Source organism: Streptomyces afghaniensis (assembly GCF_044327915.1).
In the GTDB taxonomy this organism is placed as follows: Bacteria; Actinomycetota; Actinomycetes; order Streptomycetales; family Streptomycetaceae; genus Streptomyces; species Streptomyces afghaniensis.
Map to the genome: position 1 here is coordinate 199,881 of NZ_JBIRGJ010000005.1, position 18,545 is coordinate 218,425.

The 18,545-nt window shown below is 71.8% G+C and carries 14 protein-coding genes; 6 read left to right on the forward strand and 8 right to left on the reverse strand.

The window, feature by feature from the left end; genetic code table 11:
- The first annotated feature begins 57 nt into the window (after nt 1-57).
- A complete protein-coding gene (locus ACH4G3_RS19705; RefSeq protein WP_397625689.1) occupies nt 58-948 on the forward strand; it encodes a DUF6397 family protein in 891 nt (296 codons plus the stop codon).
- A 207-nt stretch (nt 949-1,155) separates the two neighbouring features.
- Entirely contained in the window at nt 1,156-1,941 is a 786-nt protein-coding gene (locus tag ACH4G3_RS19710) for an Fpg/Nei family DNA glycosylase (RefSeq protein ID WP_397625690.1), read from the forward strand.
- 103 nt (nt 1,942-2,044) lie between these two features.
- Here the strand turns inward: ACH4G3_RS19710 and ACH4G3_RS19715 are convergent, their stop codons facing one another.
- From ACH4G3_RS19715 to ACH4G3_RS19725, 3 genes are all read right to left on the reverse strand, one after another.
- The gene (locus tag ACH4G3_RS19715) at nt 2,045-2,998 is read right to left on the reverse strand and encodes a DMT family transporter (RefSeq protein WP_397625691.1); all 954 of its coding nucleotides are present in this window, start codon (nt 2,996-2,998) and stop codon (nt 2,045-2,047) included.
- A 68-nt stretch (nt 2,999-3,066) separates the two neighbouring features.
- Nucleotides 3,067-3,939, reverse strand: a complete 873-nt coding sequence (locus ACH4G3_RS19720) for an acyl-CoA thioesterase (protein ID WP_397625692.1) — start codon at nt 3,937-3,939, stop codon at nt 3,067-3,069.
- A 37-nt stretch (nt 3,940-3,976) separates the two neighbouring features.
- Nucleotides 3,977-6,490 (reverse strand): DEAD/DEAH box helicase, encoded by a 2,514-nt coding sequence (locus tag ACH4G3_RS19725; protein ID WP_397625693.1) that lies wholly within the window; start codon nt 6,488-6,490, stop codon nt 3,977-3,979.
- A gap of 145 nt (nt 6,491-6,635) precedes the next feature.
- Between ACH4G3_RS19725 and ACH4G3_RS19730 the strand changes: the two genes are divergently transcribed.
- Complete coding sequence (locus tag ACH4G3_RS19730; RefSeq protein WP_397625694.1) at nt 6,636-7,430, forward strand: metal-dependent hydrolase; 795 nt, start codon at nt 6,636-6,638, stop codon at nt 7,428-7,430.
- 27 nt (nt 7,431-7,457) lie between these two features.
- Here ACH4G3_RS19730 and ACH4G3_RS19735 read toward each other — a convergent pair whose 3' ends face one another.
- The 4 genes from ACH4G3_RS19735 to ACH4G3_RS19750 form a co-directional block, all read right to left on the reverse strand.
- Nucleotides 7,458-7,703 carry a type B 50S ribosomal protein L31 gene (locus tag ACH4G3_RS19735; RefSeq protein WP_397625695.1) on the reverse strand — a complete coding sequence of 82 codons (246 nt, stop codon included), beginning with the start codon at nt 7,701-7,703 and terminating at the stop codon, nt 7,458-7,460.
- A 35-nt stretch (nt 7,704-7,738) separates the two neighbouring features.
- Nucleotides 7,739-8,209 carry a DUF5709 domain-containing protein gene (locus ACH4G3_RS19740; RefSeq protein ID WP_397625696.1) on the reverse strand — a complete coding sequence of 157 codons (471 nt, stop codon included), beginning with the start codon at nt 8,207-8,209 and terminating at the stop codon, nt 7,739-7,741.
- A gap of 758 nt (nt 8,210-8,967) precedes the next feature.
- Nucleotides 8,968-10,749, reverse strand: a complete 1,782-nt coding sequence (locus tag ACH4G3_RS19745) for an ABC transporter ATP-binding protein (RefSeq protein ID WP_397625697.1) — start codon at nt 10,747-10,749, stop codon at nt 8,968-8,970.
- The gene (locus ACH4G3_RS19750) at nt 10,746-12,596 is read right to left on the reverse strand and encodes an ABC transporter ATP-binding protein (protein WP_397625698.1); all 1,851 of its coding nucleotides are present in this window, start codon (nt 12,594-12,596) and stop codon (nt 10,746-10,748) included. The genes ACH4G3_RS19745 and ACH4G3_RS19750 overlap by 4 nt, the downstream gene beginning before the upstream one ends.
- Nucleotides 12,597-12,841: 245 nt before the next feature.
- Between ACH4G3_RS19750 and ACH4G3_RS19755 the strand changes: the two genes are divergently transcribed.
- Nucleotides 12,842-14,452 carry a peptide-N4-asparagine amidase gene (locus ACH4G3_RS19755; protein WP_397625699.1) on the forward strand — a complete coding sequence of 537 codons (1,611 nt, stop codon included), beginning with the start codon at nt 12,842-12,844 and terminating at the stop codon, nt 14,450-14,452.
- Nucleotides 14,453-14,627: 175 nt separating this feature from the next.
- Nucleotides 14,628-16,046, forward strand: coding sequence for a cation:dicarboxylate symporter family transporter (locus ACH4G3_RS19760; protein ID WP_397625700.1), 1,419 nt, complete (start codon nt 14,628-14,630; stop codon nt 16,044-16,046).
- Nucleotides 16,047-16,163: 117 nt separating this feature from the next.
- On the opposite strand, the gene ACH4G3_RS19765 is transcribed toward ACH4G3_RS19760, so the two are convergent.
- Nucleotides 16,164-16,613 carry a MarR family winged helix-turn-helix transcriptional regulator gene (locus ACH4G3_RS19765; protein WP_397625701.1) on the reverse strand — a complete coding sequence of 150 codons (450 nt, stop codon included), beginning with the start codon at nt 16,611-16,613 and terminating at the stop codon, nt 16,164-16,166.
- Between the two features lie 117 nt (nt 16,614-16,730).
- On the opposite strand from ACH4G3_RS19765, the gene ACH4G3_RS19770 reads away from it, so the two are divergent.
- Nucleotides 16,731-18,533, forward strand: a complete 1,803-nt coding sequence (locus ACH4G3_RS19770) for an ABC transporter ATP-binding protein (RefSeq protein WP_397626167.1) — start codon at nt 16,731-16,733, stop codon at nt 18,531-18,533.
- The last annotated feature ends 12 nt before the right edge of the window (nt 18,534-18,545 follow it).

Consider the following 18,545-nt stretch of genomic DNA (forward strand, 5'->3'; position numbering starts at 1 on the left):
GTTTTTTCACGGCGACCGCACACGGCGTGAGCCGCTGACTCCACGGGGGAGACGACCATGTCAGGCACCATCGCGAAATCCGACCGCCTCACCTGCGCCCCGAGCCGGGCCGCCCGCGAACTCGACCTCAGGAGGGGCGACTTCGACCTGGCGGTGAATCTCGGACTCATCCGGACCGTTCCCGACGAAGGAGGCGGAGGCCGACGGGTCGCCCGCGCCGAGATCGACCGGCTGCGCGCCGAGGACGGCTTCCCGGACGCACTGCGCGAGCGCGTCGCGACCGTGGGCACCCATGAGGGCGCCGAGATCATGGAAGTGACGCCCACCAGGTTCACGAACCTCGCGCGCTTCGGCCTGCTCGTGCCCGTCCGCTTTTACCTGAACCGCTACCGCACCGTGGTCTGGCTCTATCTGGCAGAGGAACTACGGCAGTTCGCCGCCGAGAAGAGCAACGCCCGGCTGCTGACCGGCCGCATGCCCGCAGAAGTGCGGGACGCGATGAAGGCAAAGCCCGACCGGCGGCCCCGCAACTGGCGAGGACGGCACATCGGGTTCCTGCTGCGGCAGGCGGGCAACGACCCGTGGGCGCACGCGGCGGCCGTCGCCTGCCTCCTCGACCCGGCCGACGTGGCGGACGTCGTCGAGGACCCGTATGAGCGCGACCACCTGAACCGCTGCCGCCCCCGGCTCCCGGCACACGGCGCGCCCGGCTCACCCACCGCCGAGCGGGCACAAGAGCTCATGACGGCGAGCGAGCCGGACGAGGTGGCCTGGTTCCGCGCGGACCTCGCCCACACGATGGAAACGGCCCGAAGGCAGCACCCGGCACCACGCCCGTCCCCCGAACCGGCCCTACCGCAGGAGGACGGTCCGGCAGCCTCGGACCACACTCCTTCCCATGGCCTCCTGGGCTGGCTGCGCCGCAGAAGCCGGTGGCCTACGGGATGACCCTGCCCACCCCCTGCCGGGGCGCGCGCCCCGCTGTCCGCCCGATGAGCGATGACTTTCCGGATGCGTCCCGGTCCGACCTGTGAGGAGACTGGGACCGGGAGGCGATCATGTCCGGTACGACGAAGGCGTTCAGCGAGTTCTCCGTGAACGACATAGCGGCGGGGCACGTGCTGTCCGTCCTCCAGGAAATCTGACCCGCCCGTCATGCCCGAGCTGCCCGACGTCGAGGGCTTCCGGCAGGTGCTCGAGTCCTGTGCGAAGGGACGGGTCGTGCGGCGTGTCGAGGTGCGGGACGCGGGCGTCCTGCGCGGGGTCGGGGTGCGGGGCCTGCGTGACGCGCTGGAGGGACGGAGGTTCGGCACACCGGAGCGGCACGGCAAGTGGCTGCTCGCCCGCACCGGCGGCCCCACCCTGGTGCTGCACTTCGGCATGACCGGCCGACTCGTCTGCGCTCGCCCCGAGGACCCCGTCGAGGCCCACGACCGCGTGCTCTTCACCCTGACCGGCAACCGTCAGCTGCGCTTTCGTGACCAGCGCAAACTCCAGGGCCTGTGGCTGGCCCACGACGACTCCGATCTCGACCGGCTGCTTCGGCGGCAGGGCCCCGACGCGATGGCGGTGGACCGTGCGGAGTTCGAGGCCGTGCTCTCGGAGCGCCGCGGACACCTGAAGACCGCGCTCACCGACCAGTCCGTCCTGGCCGGCCTCGGCAATCTGCTCGCCGACGAGATCCTCTGGCGTGCCCGGCTGCGCCCCGACCGCCGGGCGCGGGAGCTCACACAGGACGACCGTCGTCAGCTGTACAGCGAGATGCGCAGAACCCTGCGGTCCGCCGTCAAGGCCGGGTGCGTGCCGCCGCGGGACTCCTGGCTCACCGGACATCGTGACGACCCCGACCCCAGATGCCCGCGCTGCGGCAGCGGACTGCGCCGGTCCCGGATGGCGGGCCGTGGCACGGTGTGGTGCCCGCGGTGCCAGCCGGACGGGTGATCGGCCGGGGGTCGGACACGCGCCGAAGGCCACTGGAAGCGTGGCGTCGGTGACGACCGAGACGTCCCATGGCGACCTGCCCGCTCCCGGGCACTGCCGGCTCTCAGAGCACGCCAGCCGTCCGGTGTTCCTCGTCCGGCGCCACGACCGACTGTGTGAACGGAATCCGCGCCAGGGCGAGGACACCCGCGGCGATCAGCGCGACACCGAAGAGCTGGGGCAGCAGCCACCACCCGGAGCGGACCGTCTCCTCGTACAGGGTGATGCCGAGGGCGAGGCTCACCATGGCGTCCCCGAGGGTGAGCGCGGGCTGCGAGGCGACCAGCGGGCCGGCCTGCATCGCGTGCTCCAGCAGGAACAGCGCGCACACCCCCGTCACGGCGAACGCGTAGGTCTGCCAGGCCGTGAGGAAGCCCACGAGTCCCTGCTCGTCGAGGATGTGGACGGCGGTCTTCATCAGCGCCGCGGTCACCGCGTAGCTGATCGCCGTCGCTGCACCCAGACATGCTGCCCGGGCCCGGCCCTCAGGGCGTCGCAGGGCTGCGACAGCGAGGCCGGCGACGGCCCCCGCGCACACGGCGAGCGCGGGGATCCAGCGGTCCAGCTCCACATGCGTGCGGTTGCCGGCGGGGGACGCGGCGGCGAGCGCGACCGCCAGGCCGGCCACCACCACCGCCACGGCCAGCCAGCCCGTGCGCGGCAGATGCCGGCGCATCAGCAGCGACGCGACGATCAGGGTCAGCGGCAGCTCCAGCACGAAGAGCGGCTGCACGATCGTCAGCGGCCCGGTCGCCAGCGCCAGCGCCTGGCAGACGGCGGCGCCGATCACCGCGACGATGCCGGCCAGCCAGACGGGCCGGCGCAGCAGGTCGGCGATCAGCCCGGCACGGAGCCCCTGGGAGCGGGGCACGGTGAGCGCCGCCTTGCGCTGCAACACCGTCGCGACGGCGTTGCTGAGGGCCGCGCAGACCGCGAAGACGACGGGGAGCACGGTGTGCAGCGTGGCCACCTCCCGGATCGGCGGGCGTGTGACGCCGGCGGTGCCTCCTCCTGCCATGGTCGCCGGAACCGGGCACGCGCGCGATCGGAGCCCTCGGCAGCGGATCCGGTCGGCACGCGACCAGGTCAGCCCAGCTTCCGGAACAACCCCTCCTGCACGACCGACACGACCAGCCGGCCCTCACGGTCGTAGATCCGGCCCCGGGCCAGACCGCGGCCGCCGACCGCGATCGGCGACTCCTGGTCGTACAGCAGCCAGTCGTCCGCGCGGAACGGGCGGTGGAACCACATGGCGTGGTCCAGTGACGCCATGTCGAAGCCCCGCGGGCCCCACAGCGGCTCGACCGGGATGCGGACGGCGTCCAGGAGGGTCATGTCGCTGGCGTAGGTGAGGGCGCAGGTGTGCACGAGCGGGTCGTCGCCGAGCGGCCCGACCGCGCGCATCCACACGGCGCTGCGCGGCTCGGCGTCCGCGACCTCGTCGGTGGTCCAGCGCAGCCGGTCCACATAGCGGATGTCGAAGGGCTGGCGGCGGGCCATCCGCTCCAACTGCTCGGGCAGCGTGCCCAGATGCTCCCGGATCTCGTCCGTGACTGTGGGCAGTGACTCCGGGTCCGGGACCTTGCGGGCGGGCGGCAGCTGGTGCTCGAAGCTGCCCTCCTCCGGCTTGTGGAAGGAGGCGGTGAGATTGAAGATCGTGCGGCCCTGCTGCACGGCCGTGACCCGGCGGGTCGTGAACGACCGCCCGTCGCGCACCCGCTCGACCTGGTAGACGATCGGCACGCCCGGGATGCCCGGGCGCAGGAAGTACGCGTGCAGCGAGTGCACGGGACGGTCGCCGTCCGTGGTGCGGCCGGCGGCGACCATGGCCTGCCCCGCCACCTGGCCGCCGAAGACCCGCTGCAGGGACTCCTGCGGGCTGCGGCCACGGAAGATGTTGACCTCGATCTGCTCCAGATCGAGCAGGTCGACCAGTCTCTCGGCAGGGTTCGTCGTCATCGGTGGAATTCTCCTGTGCTCGCTGCTGCCCGGCCGTTCACAGCTGGCCGACGTCGGTGACCCGGACGACCGCGCGGCCCTCCGCGTCGGAAGCGGTGAGGTCGACCTCCGCGCTGATGCCCCAGTCGTGGTCGCCGTTCGGGTCGTGGAAGATCTGCCGGACCCGCCACAGGGCGTTCTCCGGCTCCTCCGCGATGATCAGCAGCTTGGGGCCGCGGGCGTCGGGGCCGGTCCCGAGGTCGTCGTACTCGTCCCAGTACTTGTCCATCGCCTCACCCCAGGCGTCGGCGTCCCAGCCGGACTCCGCGTCCATCTCGCCGAGCTCCTCGACCTGGTCGAGGGCGGCCAGCTCCACCCGGCGGAACATGGCGTTGCGGACCAGGACACGGAAAGCGCGCGCGTTGGCGGTGACCGGCTTGACCTCGTCGGCCTTCTCCTGGGCCTCCTCGGCGGTCATCTCCTCCGGGTTGGCCAGCTGTTCCCACTCGTCCAGCAGGCTGGAGTCGACCTGGCGCACCATCTCGCCCAGCCACTCGATCAGGTCCTGCAGGTCCTCGGACTTGAGGTCGTCCGGGACGGTGTGGTCGAGGGCCTTGTAGGCGCTGGCCAGGTAGCGCAGCACGATGCCCTCGGTGCGGGCCAGCTCGTAGTGGGACACCAACTCCGTGAAGGACAGCGCCCGTTCGTACATGTCCCGGATGACCGACTTCGGCGACAGCGGGTGGTCGCCGACCCAGGGGTGGCTCTTGCGGTACGTGTCGTACGCGTGGAAGAGCAGCTCCTCCAGCGGCTTCGGGTAGGTGATGTCCTGGAGCCGCTCCATGCGCTCCTCGTACTCGACGCCGTCCGCCTTCATCGCGGCCACGGCCTCGCCGCGCGCCTTGTTCTGCTGGGCGGCGAGGATCTGCCGCGGGTCGTCCAGGGTGGACTCCACGACGGACACCATGTCGAGCGCGTACGACGGAGATTCGGGGTCCAGCAGCTCGAACGCGGCCAGCGCGAACGTGGACAGCGGCTGGTTGAGCGCGAAGTCCTGCTGGAGGTCGACGGTGAGGCGGACGATGCGGCCGGACGCGTCCGGCTCGTCGAGCTTCTCGACGATGCCGCCGTCCAGCAGCGAGCGGTAGATCGCGATGGCCCGGCGGATGTGCCGCAACTGCTGCTTGCGCGGCTCGTGGTTGTCCTCCAGGAGGTGGCGCATCGCCTCGAAGGCGTTGCCGGGGCGGGCGATCACCGACAGCAGCATTGTGTGCGTCACCCGGAAGCGGGAGGTCAGTGGCTCCGGCTCGGAGGCGATGAGCTTCTCGAAGGTCTGCTCCGACCACGCGACGAAGCCCTCCGGGGCCTTCTTGCGGACGACCTTGCGGCGCTTCTTCGGATCGTCACCGGCCTTGGCGAGCGCCTTCTCGTTCTCGACGACGTGCTCGGGCGCCTGCGCGACGACGAAGCCCTCCGTGTCGTAGCCGGCCCGCCCGGCACGCCCCGCGATCTGGTGGAACTCCCGGGCCCGCAGGGTGCGCACGCGGGTGCCGTCGTACTTGGTGAGGGCCGTGAACAGCACCGTGCGGATGGGCACGTTGACGCCCACGCCGAGCGTGTCCGTGCCGCAGATGACCTTCAGCAGGCCGGCCTGTGCGAGCTTCTCCACCAGGCGCCGGTACTTGGGCAGCATGCCGGCGTGGTGGACGCCGATGCCGTGCCGGACGTAGCGGGAGAGGTTGCGGCCGAACTTGGTGGTGAAGCGGAAGTTGCCGATCAGGTCGGCGATCTGCTCCTTCTCCTCCTTCGAGCACATGTTGATGCTCATGAGGGCCTGCGCCCGCTCCACCGCCTGCGCCTGTGTGAAGTGCACGATGTAGACGGGTGCCTGCCTGGCCGCCAGCAGGTCGGTGAGCGTCTCCGTGAGCGGCGTGTAGCGGTACTCGTAGGACAGCGGCACGGGGCGGGTCGCCGAGCGGACCACCGCCGTCGGGCGGCCGGTGCGGCGGGTGAGGTCCTTCTCGAAGAAGGACACGTCGCCGAGCGTCGCCGACATCAGCACGAACTGCGCCTGCGGCAGCTCCAGGATCGGGATCTGCCAGGCCCAGCCGCGGTCGCCCTCCGCGTAGAAGTGGAACTCGTCCATCACGACCTGGCCGACGTCCGCCTGCTTGCCGTCGCGCAGCGCGATCGACGCGAGCACCTCGGCGGTGCAGCAGATCACGGGGGCGTCGGAGTTGACGGACGCGTCGCCGGTCAGCATGCCGACGTTCTCCGTGCCGAAGATCTTGCACAGTTCGAAGAACTTCTCCGACACCAGCGCCTTGATCGGGGCGGTGTAGAAGGTGACCTCGTCCCGGGCCAGCGCGGCGAAGTGCGCACCCGCCGCGATCATGCTCTTGCCGGACCCGGTGGGCGTCGACACGATCACGTTCGCGCCGGAGACCACCTCGATCAGCGCCTCCTCCTGGTGGGGATAGAGCGTGAGACCCCGCTCACCGGCCCACGACTCGAAGGCTTCGTACAGGGCGTCGGGGTCGGCGGTCCGCGGCAGCTGATCGATGAGGGTCACGCCCCCCATCTTGCCTGGCCTCCCGCCCGATGCGGGAATCGGCTGCGGTCTCGAAGATCGCGAACGCTACGCTGTGTCGCCGACGGGATGTCAGCGCGCCGGTCAACTGGACAGCGGTACACGAGGAATGGGGCGGGCCACGCCGATGATGGGACCAGCACACTCACTGTCGGGCGCCGCCGCCTGGCTCGGCGTAGGTGCGGCGGCCGCCGCGGCCGGGCACCCGATGCCCTGGCCGGTCCTCCTCGTCGGCGCCCTGATCTGCGCCGGTGCCGCGCTCGCCCCGGACCTCGACCACAAGGCGGCCACCATCTCCCGGTCCTTCGGACCGCTGTCGCGCTGGCTGTGCGAGATCGTCGACAAGTTGTCGTACGCCGTCTACAAGGCCACCAAGAAGCAGGGCGACCCGCGTCGCTCCGGTGGGCACCGGACGCTCACGCACACCTGGCTGTGGGCGGTCCTGATCGGTGCGGGCACCTCGGCCGTGGCGATCACCAGCGACCGCTGGGGGGTGCTGGCGATCCTCTTCGTGCACCTGGTGCTGGCCATCGAGGGCCTGCTGTGGCGGGCGGCGCGCGGCTCCAGCAGCGACGTCCTGGTGTGGCTGCTGGCCGCGGCCACCGCGTGGATCCTCGCGGGCGTCCTGGACAAACCGGGCAACGGCGGGGACTGGCTGTTCACGGCGCCGGGTCAGGAGTACCTCTGGCTGGGGCTGCCGGTCGTCCTGGGGGCGCTGGTGCACGACCTCGGGGACGCGCTCACCGTCTCGGGCTGCCCGGTCCTGTGGCCCATACCGGTGGGGCGCAAGCGCTGGTACCCGGTCGGGCCACCGAAGGCCTTGCGGTTCCGGGCGGGCAGCTGGGTCGAGCTCAGGGTGCTGATGCCGGTGTTCATGCTGCTCGGCGGGGTGGGCTGCGCGGCGGCGCTCAACGTCATCTGAGCGCCGGCCGGGACCGGAGAACGGGGCTCAGCTGCCGCCGTAACGGCGCTCGAACGCGGCGACGCGGCCCTCCGAGTCCACCGTGCGGGCCTTGCCCGTGTAGAAGGGGTGGCTCTCCGAGGAGATCTCCACGTCCACGACCGGGTAGGTCTCGCCGTCGTCCCACTCGATGGTCTGGTCGCTCGTCGCGGTGGACCGGGTCAGGAACGCGTAACCGGCGGCCCGGTCGCGGAAGACGACGGGGTGGTAGTCGGGGTGCTTGTCCTGCTGCATGGATGCTCCTCGTGCGGCTCGGGTCGGTGCTGCTGTCAGCCGGGCAGGGTGTCCTCGTCGACGATGTGCACGGCTGCCTCCTCGGCCGACGCCGCGGCGCCGTCGATGCCCACGTCCATGGCGACCAGTGCGCTCTCCTCGTCCTCGTGCGCGCCCTCGTCGGGGGCGACGAGCCGGCCGGAGCGGGCGGCGCCAACCTCGTTGTCCAGGAGTTCCCCGTCGGTGCCCTGGCAGTCCCCGAGGCCGTCACCGTCCGGGGCGACGGGCTCCGGCAGCTCCTCGGCGAGCCGCTGGTCCAGCGTCTCGCCCCGCCGCCGCTCCGCCGCCGTGACGCCGTCGTGCTCCACGGCCCAGGGCCGCTCGGGAGGGGACCAGCCCCGGTCGAGGGGATCGTCGACGCCGTCGTACTCCAGGGTGTCCTCGGCGTCGAGCAGCCCCGTGTCCTCTCTCTGCTCGGATGGTTCCGGCTGGTAGACGTCGTCTCCCCAGCCGTCGGAGCTCTTCACGGGTACCTCCAGGGGGTGGGGCGGGCCCGTTCACACCCGGGCCCGCGCCGGGCCGCCGCCATTGGAGCACTGACGCCGCCCGCCGCCGAACCGCTGCCGCGGTTCCCGGGCGTTTCCCCGAGCCGGTGCCTGATTCCAGCCTTCCACCCCGCCTCGCAACCGCGCAACGCCACGGAACGCCTCCGGCGGTCACCGAGCAGGGGGTGGGGTCGACCCGGGGGCGCGCTGACCGGGTGGGCTCGCACCCCGGCCCGGGCCCGCACCAACCCCGGGGTCCGTACCGGCCCGGGACCGCTGCCCCGGGGCCCCGCCGGCACGGGACCGCTGCTCCGGGTCCCGCGTCGGCCTGCGCGCCTGCGGTGGACTGCGGCCCGCGCCGGCCCGAGGCCCGCGTTGGTCCGGGACACGGGCCGCCCGGGCCCTGGGCCGAGCCGAGCCGAGCCGGGTGCCGCGCCGGGCTTGGACCGGGCGTATCTGGCCCCGCGCCGAGAGACTGGCCCCGCTTCGAATCTGGCCCCCCGCCGACCAGGGTCCGGGCCCGACCAAGCCCCGGGTCGCGCCGGAGGGAGGCCCCGGAGAGCCGGTCGTTCGGGACGCCGCTCCCTGCCGCCCCGGCCAGCCCCCGCCCGGTCCGCCCTGGCCAGCCCTGCCCCGGCCCGGCCAGTCCCGCCCCGGCCAGTCCCGCCCCGGCCCGGCCAGTCCCGCCCCCGCCCGGTACGCCGAGACGGTGCGGCTCATGCCCCCTCCTCAGCCGCTCGTCACCCGTGCCATGATCTCCACAGCGCCGCATACGCCCCGTCCGCCGCCACCAGTTCCTCGTGGCTGCCCAGTTCGCTGATGCGGCCGTTCTCGACGACGGCGATGACGTCCGCGTCGTGGGCGGTGTGCAGGCGGTGGGCGATGGCGACGACCGTGCGGCCGTCGAGGACCTTGGCCAGGGACCGTTCCAGGTGGCGGGCGGCGCGTGGGTCGAGCAGGGACGTCGCCTCGTCCAGGACCAGGGTGTGCGGGTCCGCCAGCACCAGGCGGGCCAGGGCGATCTGCTGGGCCTGGGCGGGGGTGAGCGTCAGGCCGCCCGAGCCGACCTCGGTGTCCAGGCCGTCGTCGAGCGCCCGGGCCCAGCCGTCCGCGTCGACCGCGCCCAGCGCCGCCCACAGCTCGGCGTCGTCGGCGCCGGTCCGGGCGAGCCGGAGGTTGTCGCGCAGGGAGCCCACGAAGACGTGGTGCTCCTGGTTGACGAGGGCGACATGGGCGCGGACGCTTTCCGCCGGCATCCGGGACAGCTCGGCGCTGCCCAGGGTGATCCGGCCGTCCCGGGGCGCGTAGATCCCGGCGAGCAGCCGGCCCAGCGTCGACTTGCCCGCACCCGACGGGCCGACCAGGGCCAGCCGGGTGCCGGGGGAGACCTCCAGGGACACCTTGCGCAGGACGTCGACGCCCTCCAGATAGCCGAAGTGCACCCGGTCGGCGTGCACATGGCGTCCGTCGGGGGACACGGAGGGGTCGCCCGCGTCCGGCTCGATGTCCCGGACCCCGACGAGCCGGGCCAGCGACACCTGGGCCACCTGGAGCTCGTCGTACCAGCGCAGGATCATGCCCACCGGGTCGACGAGCATCTGGGCGATCAGCGCACCCGTGGTGAGCTGGCCGACGTCGATCCAGCCGTGCAGGGCGAACACGCCGCCGACCAGAAGGACCGAGGCGAGCACCGTCACGTGGGTGACGTTGATGACCGGGAAGAGGACCGACCGCAGCCACATGGTGTAGCGCTCCCAGGCCGTCCATTCCTTGATCCGGCGCTCCGACAGCGCGACGCGCCGGTCGCCGAGGCGGTGCGCCTCGACGGTGCGGCCGGCGTCCACGGTCTCGGCGAGCGCGGCGGCCACGGCGGCGTACCCGGCGGCCTCCGAGCGGTAGGCGGCCGGTGCCCGCCGGAAGTACCAGCGGCAGCCGACGATCAGCAGCGGCAGGGCGAGCAGCACGGCGAGCGCCAGCGGCGGCGCCGTGACGACCAGCCCGCCCATCAGCAGCACCACCCACACCACGCCGATCGACAGCTGCGGCACGGCCTCGCGCATGGCGTTGGCCAGCCGGTCGATGTCCGTGGTGATCCGCGACAGCAGATCGCCGGTCCCGGCCCGCTCCAGCACGCCGGGCGGCAGCCCGACCGACCGTACGAGGAAGTCCTCGCGCAGGTCGGCCAGCATCCGCTCGCCGAGCATCGCCCCGCGCAGCCGCACCTGGCGGACGAACAGGGCCTGGACGGCCAGCGCCGCCACGAACAGCCCCGCGGTGAGTTCCAGCCGAAGGTCCCGCGCCCCGTCGGAGACCCGCTCCACGACTCCGCCCAGCAGCCACGGACCGGCCATCGAGGCGATGACGGCGACCGTGTTGACGACGACGAGCAACAGGAACGCCCGGCGGTGCCGGCGCAGCAGTTCGGCCACGTAGGCGCGGACGGTCGTGGGGGCGCCGACCGGCAGGGTGTTCGCCGTCGTCGGGGCGGCCGGGTCGTACGCCGGTGGCGCCACGCCGATCATGCCTTCTCCTCGATCTCTTCCAGTTCGTGCAGGACGTCGTGTTCCTGAAGCGAGTCGTGTTCTTGAAGCGATTCGTGTTCTTGAGGCGAGTCGTGTTCTTGGAGAAGGGCGACCTCGTCGTCCGTCTCGCGGGTGACGACCGCCCGGTAGCGGGGCTCGGTGTGCAGCAGCTCGCGGTGCGTGCCGGTCGCCGCGACCTCGCCGTCGTGCAGGAACACCACCCGGTCGGCGCGGTCCAGCAGCAGCGGCGAGGAGGTGAACACCACGGTCGTGCGCCCGGCGCGCAGCCCCCGCACGCCCTGGGCGATCCGCGCCTCGGTGTGCGAGTCGACGGCCGAGGTCGGCTCGTCCAGGACGAGCACCTCCGGGTCCGTGAGCAGCGACCGGGCGAGCGCGAGCCGCTGGCGCTGGCCGCCGGACAGGGACCGGCCGCGTTCGGTGATCCGCGCGTCCATGGGGTCGGCGGCGTCCACCGAGCCCTGCACCAGCGCCGCCAGCACGTCGTCGCACTGCGCGGCGGCCAGCGCCGCCCGCGGTTCGACGTTGCCCGAGGCGGGTACGTCGAGCAGTTCGCGCAGCGAGCCGGAAAGCAGCACCGGGTCCTTGTCCTGGACGAGGACGGCCGTACGTGCACTGTCCAGCGGGAGTTCGTCGAGCGGCACGCCGCCCAGCAGCGCCGAGGTGCCCGCCTGCGGCGGGTGCCCGCCCAGCCGTTCCGCCAGCCGGCCGGCCGCGTCCGGGTCGCCGCACACCACGGCGGTGAACAGGCCGGCGTTCGCGAGCAGCCCGGTGGCCGGGTCGTACAGGTCTCCGGACGGCAGGTCGGCCCCGCGGGACCCGGCGGTGTCCGTGGCCCGCTCCAGCGACAGCACGCCCGCGGCCCGTTTGGCGGACGGCCGGGAGAAGGAGTACGCCATGGCGATCTCCTCGAAGTGCCGCAGCGGATAGGTGAGGACCATCACCGAGCTGTAGACGGTGACCAGTTCGCCGACGGTGATCCGGCCCTGGCGCGCCAGGTGCACGCCGTACCAGACGACGGCGATGAGCAGCAGTCCCGGCAGCAGGACCTGGATCGCGGAGATCAGGGACCACATCCGGGCGCTGCGCACCGCCGCGTGCCGGACCTCCTGGGAGGCGCGGCGGTAGCGGTCGAGGAACAGTTCCTCACCGCCGATGCCGCGCAGCACCCGCAGACCGGCGACGGTGTCCGAGGCGAGTTCGGTGGCGCGTCCGGCCTTCTCGCGCTGCACGTCGGCACGCCGGGTGGCGCGGGGCAGCAGAGGCAGCACGGCGAGCGCCAGCACGGGCAGACCCACGGCGACCACCACGCCGAGCGCGGGCTGGTAGACGAGCAGCGCGGCGCAGACCAGCACGATGGTGACCAGCGCCGCGGTGAACCGCGACCAGGCCTCCACGAACCAGCCGATCTTCTCGACGTCACCCGTGGAGACGGCCACGACCTCACCGGCCGCGACGCGCCGGGTCAGCGCCGAGCCCAACTGGGCGGCCTTGCGGGCGAGCAGCTGCTGGACGCGGGCGGCCGCAGTGATCCAGTTGGTGACGGCGGTGCGGTGCAGGAAGGTGTCGCCGACGGCGTTGCCGACGCAGGCCAGCGCCAGCAGGCCGCCCGCCAGGGCGAGTTGCGTGCCGGAGCGGTCGACGACGGCCTGTACGGCGACTCCGACGCAGAACGGCAGCGCGGCGACGGACGCGAAGTGCAGCAGACCCCAGGCCAGCGACTTGAGCTGCCCGTCCAGTTGTTTGCGGAAGAGCCACCACAGGAATCGGGGACCCGAACGCGCGTCCGGCACGCCCGGGTCGGGGTACGGAAGGTCTTGAATCTGCATGACGTCCCAGTGGCTCGTGTCAGGGGAAAGAGGGATGGGGGAATGGGGAATGCGCGATGGGGGGAATGGGGGGATGAGGGTTCGGCCGAGGGCAGCAAACCGTGACAGGTTCGCCTCGCCACGTGGTCGGAGGCAAACGGTTTTCGACCCGCCGAACGGAACCGGCCGACAGGGGTGGGAACAGGGTGGCTCGGCGGGCCGGTGCTCATTGCGCCAGGCGGCCGACTCCCCGTAGAACACCGCCCATGAAGAGACGGATCGTCATGTCCATGCTTGCCGGAGCGACCCTCCTGGCGAGCACCCTCCTCGGGACCGGTCCGGCCCGTGCGGCCGACGTCCCCGCCGAGTTCGGCACCGACTGGCACGACCCGGTCACGGCCGCCCCGCCCGTCACCAAGCCCGGCGGCAGGTCCTGCGAAGTCACCGTCGCCCAGGCGCAGTTCCGCGACTTCACCCCGTACCGGGGCACGTACACCCCGCCCCGCGACTGCGGCGACCGCTGGAGCAAGGTGGTGCTACGGCTCGACGGCAAGGTCAAGGGGCGCCAGTACGACCGGCTCGGCTATCTGCACGTCGGCGGGGTCGAGATCTTCCGTACGTCGACACCGCAACCCTCGCCCGACGGTATCGAGTGGTCGGTGGAGAAGGACGTCACCCGCTACAGCGACACCTTCCGCAGCCGTAGGGACGTCGAGATGCTCATCGGGAACGTCGTCGACGACACCTACACGGGCGTCCTCGACGTCAAGGTCACGCTGACGTTCCACCCGGGCCGCCCCGACGGGAAGGACAGCCCCGACCGGGTCCTCACCCTCGACCGGGGGACCGACGGCGCGACCACCCTCACGACCCCGCGCAACAGCGAACGCGTCGTCGCCGAGGTGTACGCCACCGGCTCCGGCGGCGGCTGCGAGGAGTACTGGTACCTGACGGTGCCCGACCCGGCGCCGTACTCCTGCAAGGCGGGCCGAGGCCCCTACCGCGAGGTGCAGATCCGCGTGGACGGCCGGCTCGCGGGCATCGCCGCACCGTTCCCCACCGTGTGGACCGGCGGCTGGTCCAACCCGTTCCTCTGGCACGTGATCCCGGGCCCCCGCGCCTTCGACGTCAAGCCGATCACCTACGACCTCACCCCCTTCGCCGGGCTCCTCAACGACGGCCGCCCGCACCGCGTCGAGGTCTCGGTCGTCGGCGTGCCCGAGGGGCAGACCGGCTGGAGCACCCCCGTGAACGTCCTCGTCTGGCAGGACGAGCAGCGCGCCCACGTGCCCGGGAAGCTCACCGTGCACCGGGCGGGCGACCTCGCCGACTCCTCCTCGTACACACCCGGTTCGGAGCACCGGGTCGACACCGAGGGCGCCCACCGGCTCACCGTCGCCGGATACGTCGACACCTCGCACGGCCGCGTCACGACCACCGTCGGCCGTTCGCTCGCCCACACCTCCGGGCACCGCTGGACGGACGGTGAGACGACCGACGCCCTCACGGCCACCTGGTCCGACGACGAGTCGGTGACCGTCGACGGACGCGGACCGGCCCGCTCCACCCGCACGGAGCGGACCTACACGATGGACGGCACGACCACCCTCGGCGCGGGCGACCGGCTGCGCACCGTGCTGACCCTCGGCGACCGCGCCACAGCCGTCGAGACCCGCGGTGGCCGGCGCACGGCGTGGTCACGGCTCGACGACTCCTACACGGGCGACGCCACGTACACGGCGAACGTGCCCCGGGACCAGCGGCACGCGGTCGGCACGACGAGTGAGCGCTACCGGCTGTTCGGCTCGCACGGCTGCTACGACCGCACGCTGACCACCGTGCAGGGGGTGCTCACGGGGGACCGTCGTCGTTGCTGAAGGGGCCTGTGTGACTGATGTGACATGCGCCACTTAGGGCGCTTTTACTTGGCTGAAACGTTGCGGTCTTGTGCGCGATCAAGACAGCCTCCAGAGTGTACGGCTACGGAAGCCGCTTTCCGTATCGCAGAAGTCCCGTCCGGCCTCTGTGTCTCCCGTCCCCCTAGGAGGCCTCGTGCCACCGTCCGTACCGTCCCTGCCGCGGCGCGTCGCACGCACCCTGCGTACCTCACTCTTCGCGCAGGTCCTCTGCGCGCTCGTCCTCGGAATCCTCGTCGGGAAGCTGTGGCCGGATACGGCCACAGCTCTCCAGCCGCTCGGCGACGGTTTCACCCGGCTCATCAAGACGGTGATCTCGCCTCTGGTGTTCTGCGTGGTCGTCGTCGGCATCGCCAAGGCCGGAGACCTGAAGGCGTTCGGCCGGATCGGCGTCAAGGCCCTGATCTGGTTCGAGGTCGCCTCCACGGCGGCCCTGGTCATCGGCCTCGTCGCCGCCAACGTCGTCGGGCCCGGCAAGGGCATGAACGTCGACCCCTCCTCGCTGGACGCCGCCGCGGTGAACCAGACGACGGGCGGCGGCCAGCTGCCCTCGACCACCGAGTTCGTCCTCAACGCGCTGCCCGAGAGTTTCGTCGGTGCCTTCGCCGAGAACGAACTGCTCCAAGTCCTCATCCTGGCCTGCCTGGTGGGCGCCGCCCTGCTGCACCTCGGACACACCAAGGTGCCGAAGATCCTGCCCGCGATCGACCAGGCCCAGGAAGTGATCTTCACGGTCGTCGGGTTCATCATGCGGCTCGCCCCGATCGCGGTGTTCGGCGCGATGGCCCACCTGGTCGGCAACTACGGGCTGGGCGTGATGAAGACGTACGCCAAGCTCATCGTGCTCTGCTACGTGGCGGCCGCGCTGTTCGTCGCACTGCTCGCCGTCGCCCTGCGGATGGTGACCGGGCTGAGCCTGTGGAAGTTCCTGCGCTACATCCGCGAGGAGATGCTGCTGGCGCTCGGCACCGCGTCCACCGAGTCGGTCATGCCGCGCGTGATGCAGAAGCTGCGCCGGGCCGGTGCCCGCGACGACGCGGTGGGCCTGGTGCTGCCCACGGGCTACTCCTTCAACCTCGACGGCGCCTCGCTCTACCTGTCCATCGGCACGCTGTTCATCGCCCAGGCCGTGGGCGTGGATCTGAGCCTGGGGCAGCAGGTCACCGTGGTCCTGGTGCTGATGCTGACCAGCAAGGGCATGGCGGGCATCCCTGGTTCGGCGTTCCTCGCCCTGTCCGCGACGGCCTCGTCCCTGGGTGCCATCCCGGCCGGAGCCGTCGCCCTGCTGCTCGGCGTGGACCGCATCATGGACTCGATGCGCGTCGTCACCAACCTGCTCGGCAACTGCGTCGCCGTGTTCGCGGTGTCCCGCTGGGAGGGTGCGCTGGACCTCGAGCGGGCCAGGAAGACGCTCGACGGGGAGGACACGTCCGACCCCGATGACGAGCTGGACGGCAGTGGCGACGGGGGCGACGGCGACGCCCCCGCGGCGGTGAACCCGGCGCCGGGCATCCCCGCCCAGAAGCAAAAGGAACCCGCTCCCGAGGTCGGTTGACCACAACCGGCCGTCACCGAACGGGCCCCGGGTGCCGCTCCCCGCAGGGAGTGGCACCGGGGCCCGTTTCGTGCGCCGGTCGTCAGCGTGCTGCAGTCTTCAACGCGCTCCAGGCCCTCAGCACCGTGCCACCGGCGTCCCGTCGATCAGCGTGTTCAGCAGCCCCCCGAGTGCCGCGCGCTGTTCCTCCGTCAGCGGCGCGAGGATCTCCTCCGCGGCCGACCTGCGCGCCGCCCGCAGCTCGCGCAGCGCACCCCGGCCGTCGTCCGTGAGCTCGATGCGGATCACCCGCCGGTTCGCCGGGTCCGGGACCCGCCGCACCTTGCCGCTCGCCTCCAGCCCGTCGACCAGGGTCGTCACGGCCCGCGGCACCACTTCCAGACGCTCGGCCAGATCGGCCATGCGCGGCGGCGAACCCCAGTGCGCGAGGGTGCGCAGCAGCCGGGACTGGGCCGGTGTGATGCCGAGGTCGCGCTGCTCCAGATGGCGCTTCTGGATGCGGTGCACCCGGCGGGTCAGCCGCAGCAACTGCTCGGCGAGCAGGCCGTCGGAATCGGGGGAGGTCATGCGGGAACAATATCAGGATGATGTTCATTGTGAGTATAGGTAACAATGAGCTACGATCCGATCCGCCGCCTCGCCCCCGCCCGTATCGCCACCCGTATCGCTCTCTCGAAGGAGCCCATGCATCCCGACCATGAAGCCCCCTGGAGCGCACCCGCCGACGCGAAGGAACAGCCCCGGCAGGTCCGCCGCATCCTCAGGCTCTTCCGCCCCTACCGAGGCCGCCTCGCGATCGTCGGCCTGCTGGTCGGCGCCGCGTCGCTGGTCTCGGTCGCCACGCCGTTCCTGCTGAAGGAGATCCTCGACGTCGCGATCCCGCAGGGGCGTACGGGCCTGCTCAGCCTGCTCGCCCTCGGCATGATCCTCAGCGCCGTCCTCACCAGCGTCTTCGGCGTCCTCCAGACCCTGATCTCCACGACGGTCGGCCAGCGCGTCATGCACGACCTGCGCACCGCCGTCTACGGCCGCCTCCAGCGCATGTCCCTCGCCTTCTTCACGCGCACGCGCACGGGCGAGGTGCAGTCCCGCATCGCCAACGACATCGGCGGCATGCAGGCCACCGTCACCTCCACGGCGACCTCCCTGGTCTCCAACCTCACCAGCGTCGTGGCCACGATCGTCGCGATGGTGGTCCTCGACTGGCGCCTGACCGTCGTCTCGCTGCTGTTGCTGCCGGTGTTCGTGTGGATCAGCCGCCGGGTGGGCAACGAACGGCGGAAGATCACCACCCAGCGCCAGAAGCAGATGGCCGCCATGGCCGCCACGGTCACCGAGTCGCTCTCCGTCAGCGGCATCCTGCTCGGGCGCACGATGGGCCGCTCCGACTCGCTGACGAAGTCCTTCGCCGAGGAGTCCGAGGAACTCGTCGACCTGGAAGTGCGGTCGAACATGGCCGGCCGCTGGCGCATGGCCGTCATCACGATCGTCATGGCCGCCCTGCCCGCCGTCATCTACTGGACCGCCGGCATGGCCCTCCAACTGGGCGGCCCGGAGGTCTCCCTCGGCACGATCGTCGCCTTCGTCTCGCTCCAGCAGGGCCTGTTCCGCCCGGCCGTGAGCCTGCTGTCGACGGGTGTGCAGATCCAGACCTCGCTCGCCCTCTTCCAGCGCATCTTCGAGTACCTCGACCTGCCGATCGACATCACCGAGCGCCCGGACCCGGTCCGCCTCGACCGGATCAAGGGAGAGGTCCGCTTCGAGAACGTCTCCTTCGGCTACGACGACAAGGGCGGCCCGGTCCTCGACGGCATCGACCTCACCGTCCCGGCCGGCGGCAGTCTCGCGATCGTCGGCCCGACCGGCGCCGGCAAGTCCACGCTCGGCTACCTGGTGCCCCGCCTCTACGACGTGACGGGCGGCCGCGTCACCCTCGACGGGGTCGACGTCCGTGACCTCGACTTCGACACCCTGGCGCGCGCGGTCGGCGTCGTCTCGCAGGAGACGTACCTCTTCCACGCCTCGGTCGCCGACAACCTGCGCTTCGCCAAGCCCGGCGCCACCGACGAGGAGCTGTACCAGGCGGCGAAGGCGGCGCAGATCCACGACCACATCGCGTCCCTGCCCGACGGCTACGACACCGTCGTGGGCGAGCGCGGCCACCGCTTCTCCGGCGGTGAGAAGCAGCGTCTGGCCATCGCCCGCACGATCCTGCGCGACCCGCCGGTCCTCATCCTCGACGAGGCCACCAGCGCGCTGGACACGCGGACCGAGGCGGCCGTGCAGGACGCCATCGACGCGCTGTCGGCGAACCGCACCACGCTCACCATCGCCCACCGGCTGTCCACCGTCCGGGGCGCCGACCAGATCGTGGTCCTCGACTCGGGACGCGCGGTCGAACTCGGGACGCACGAGGAACTGCTGGAGCGGCACGGCCGGTACGCGGCGCTCGTACGCCGAGATGCCCAACTGGAACCGACAAGATGAAAATATGCCAGG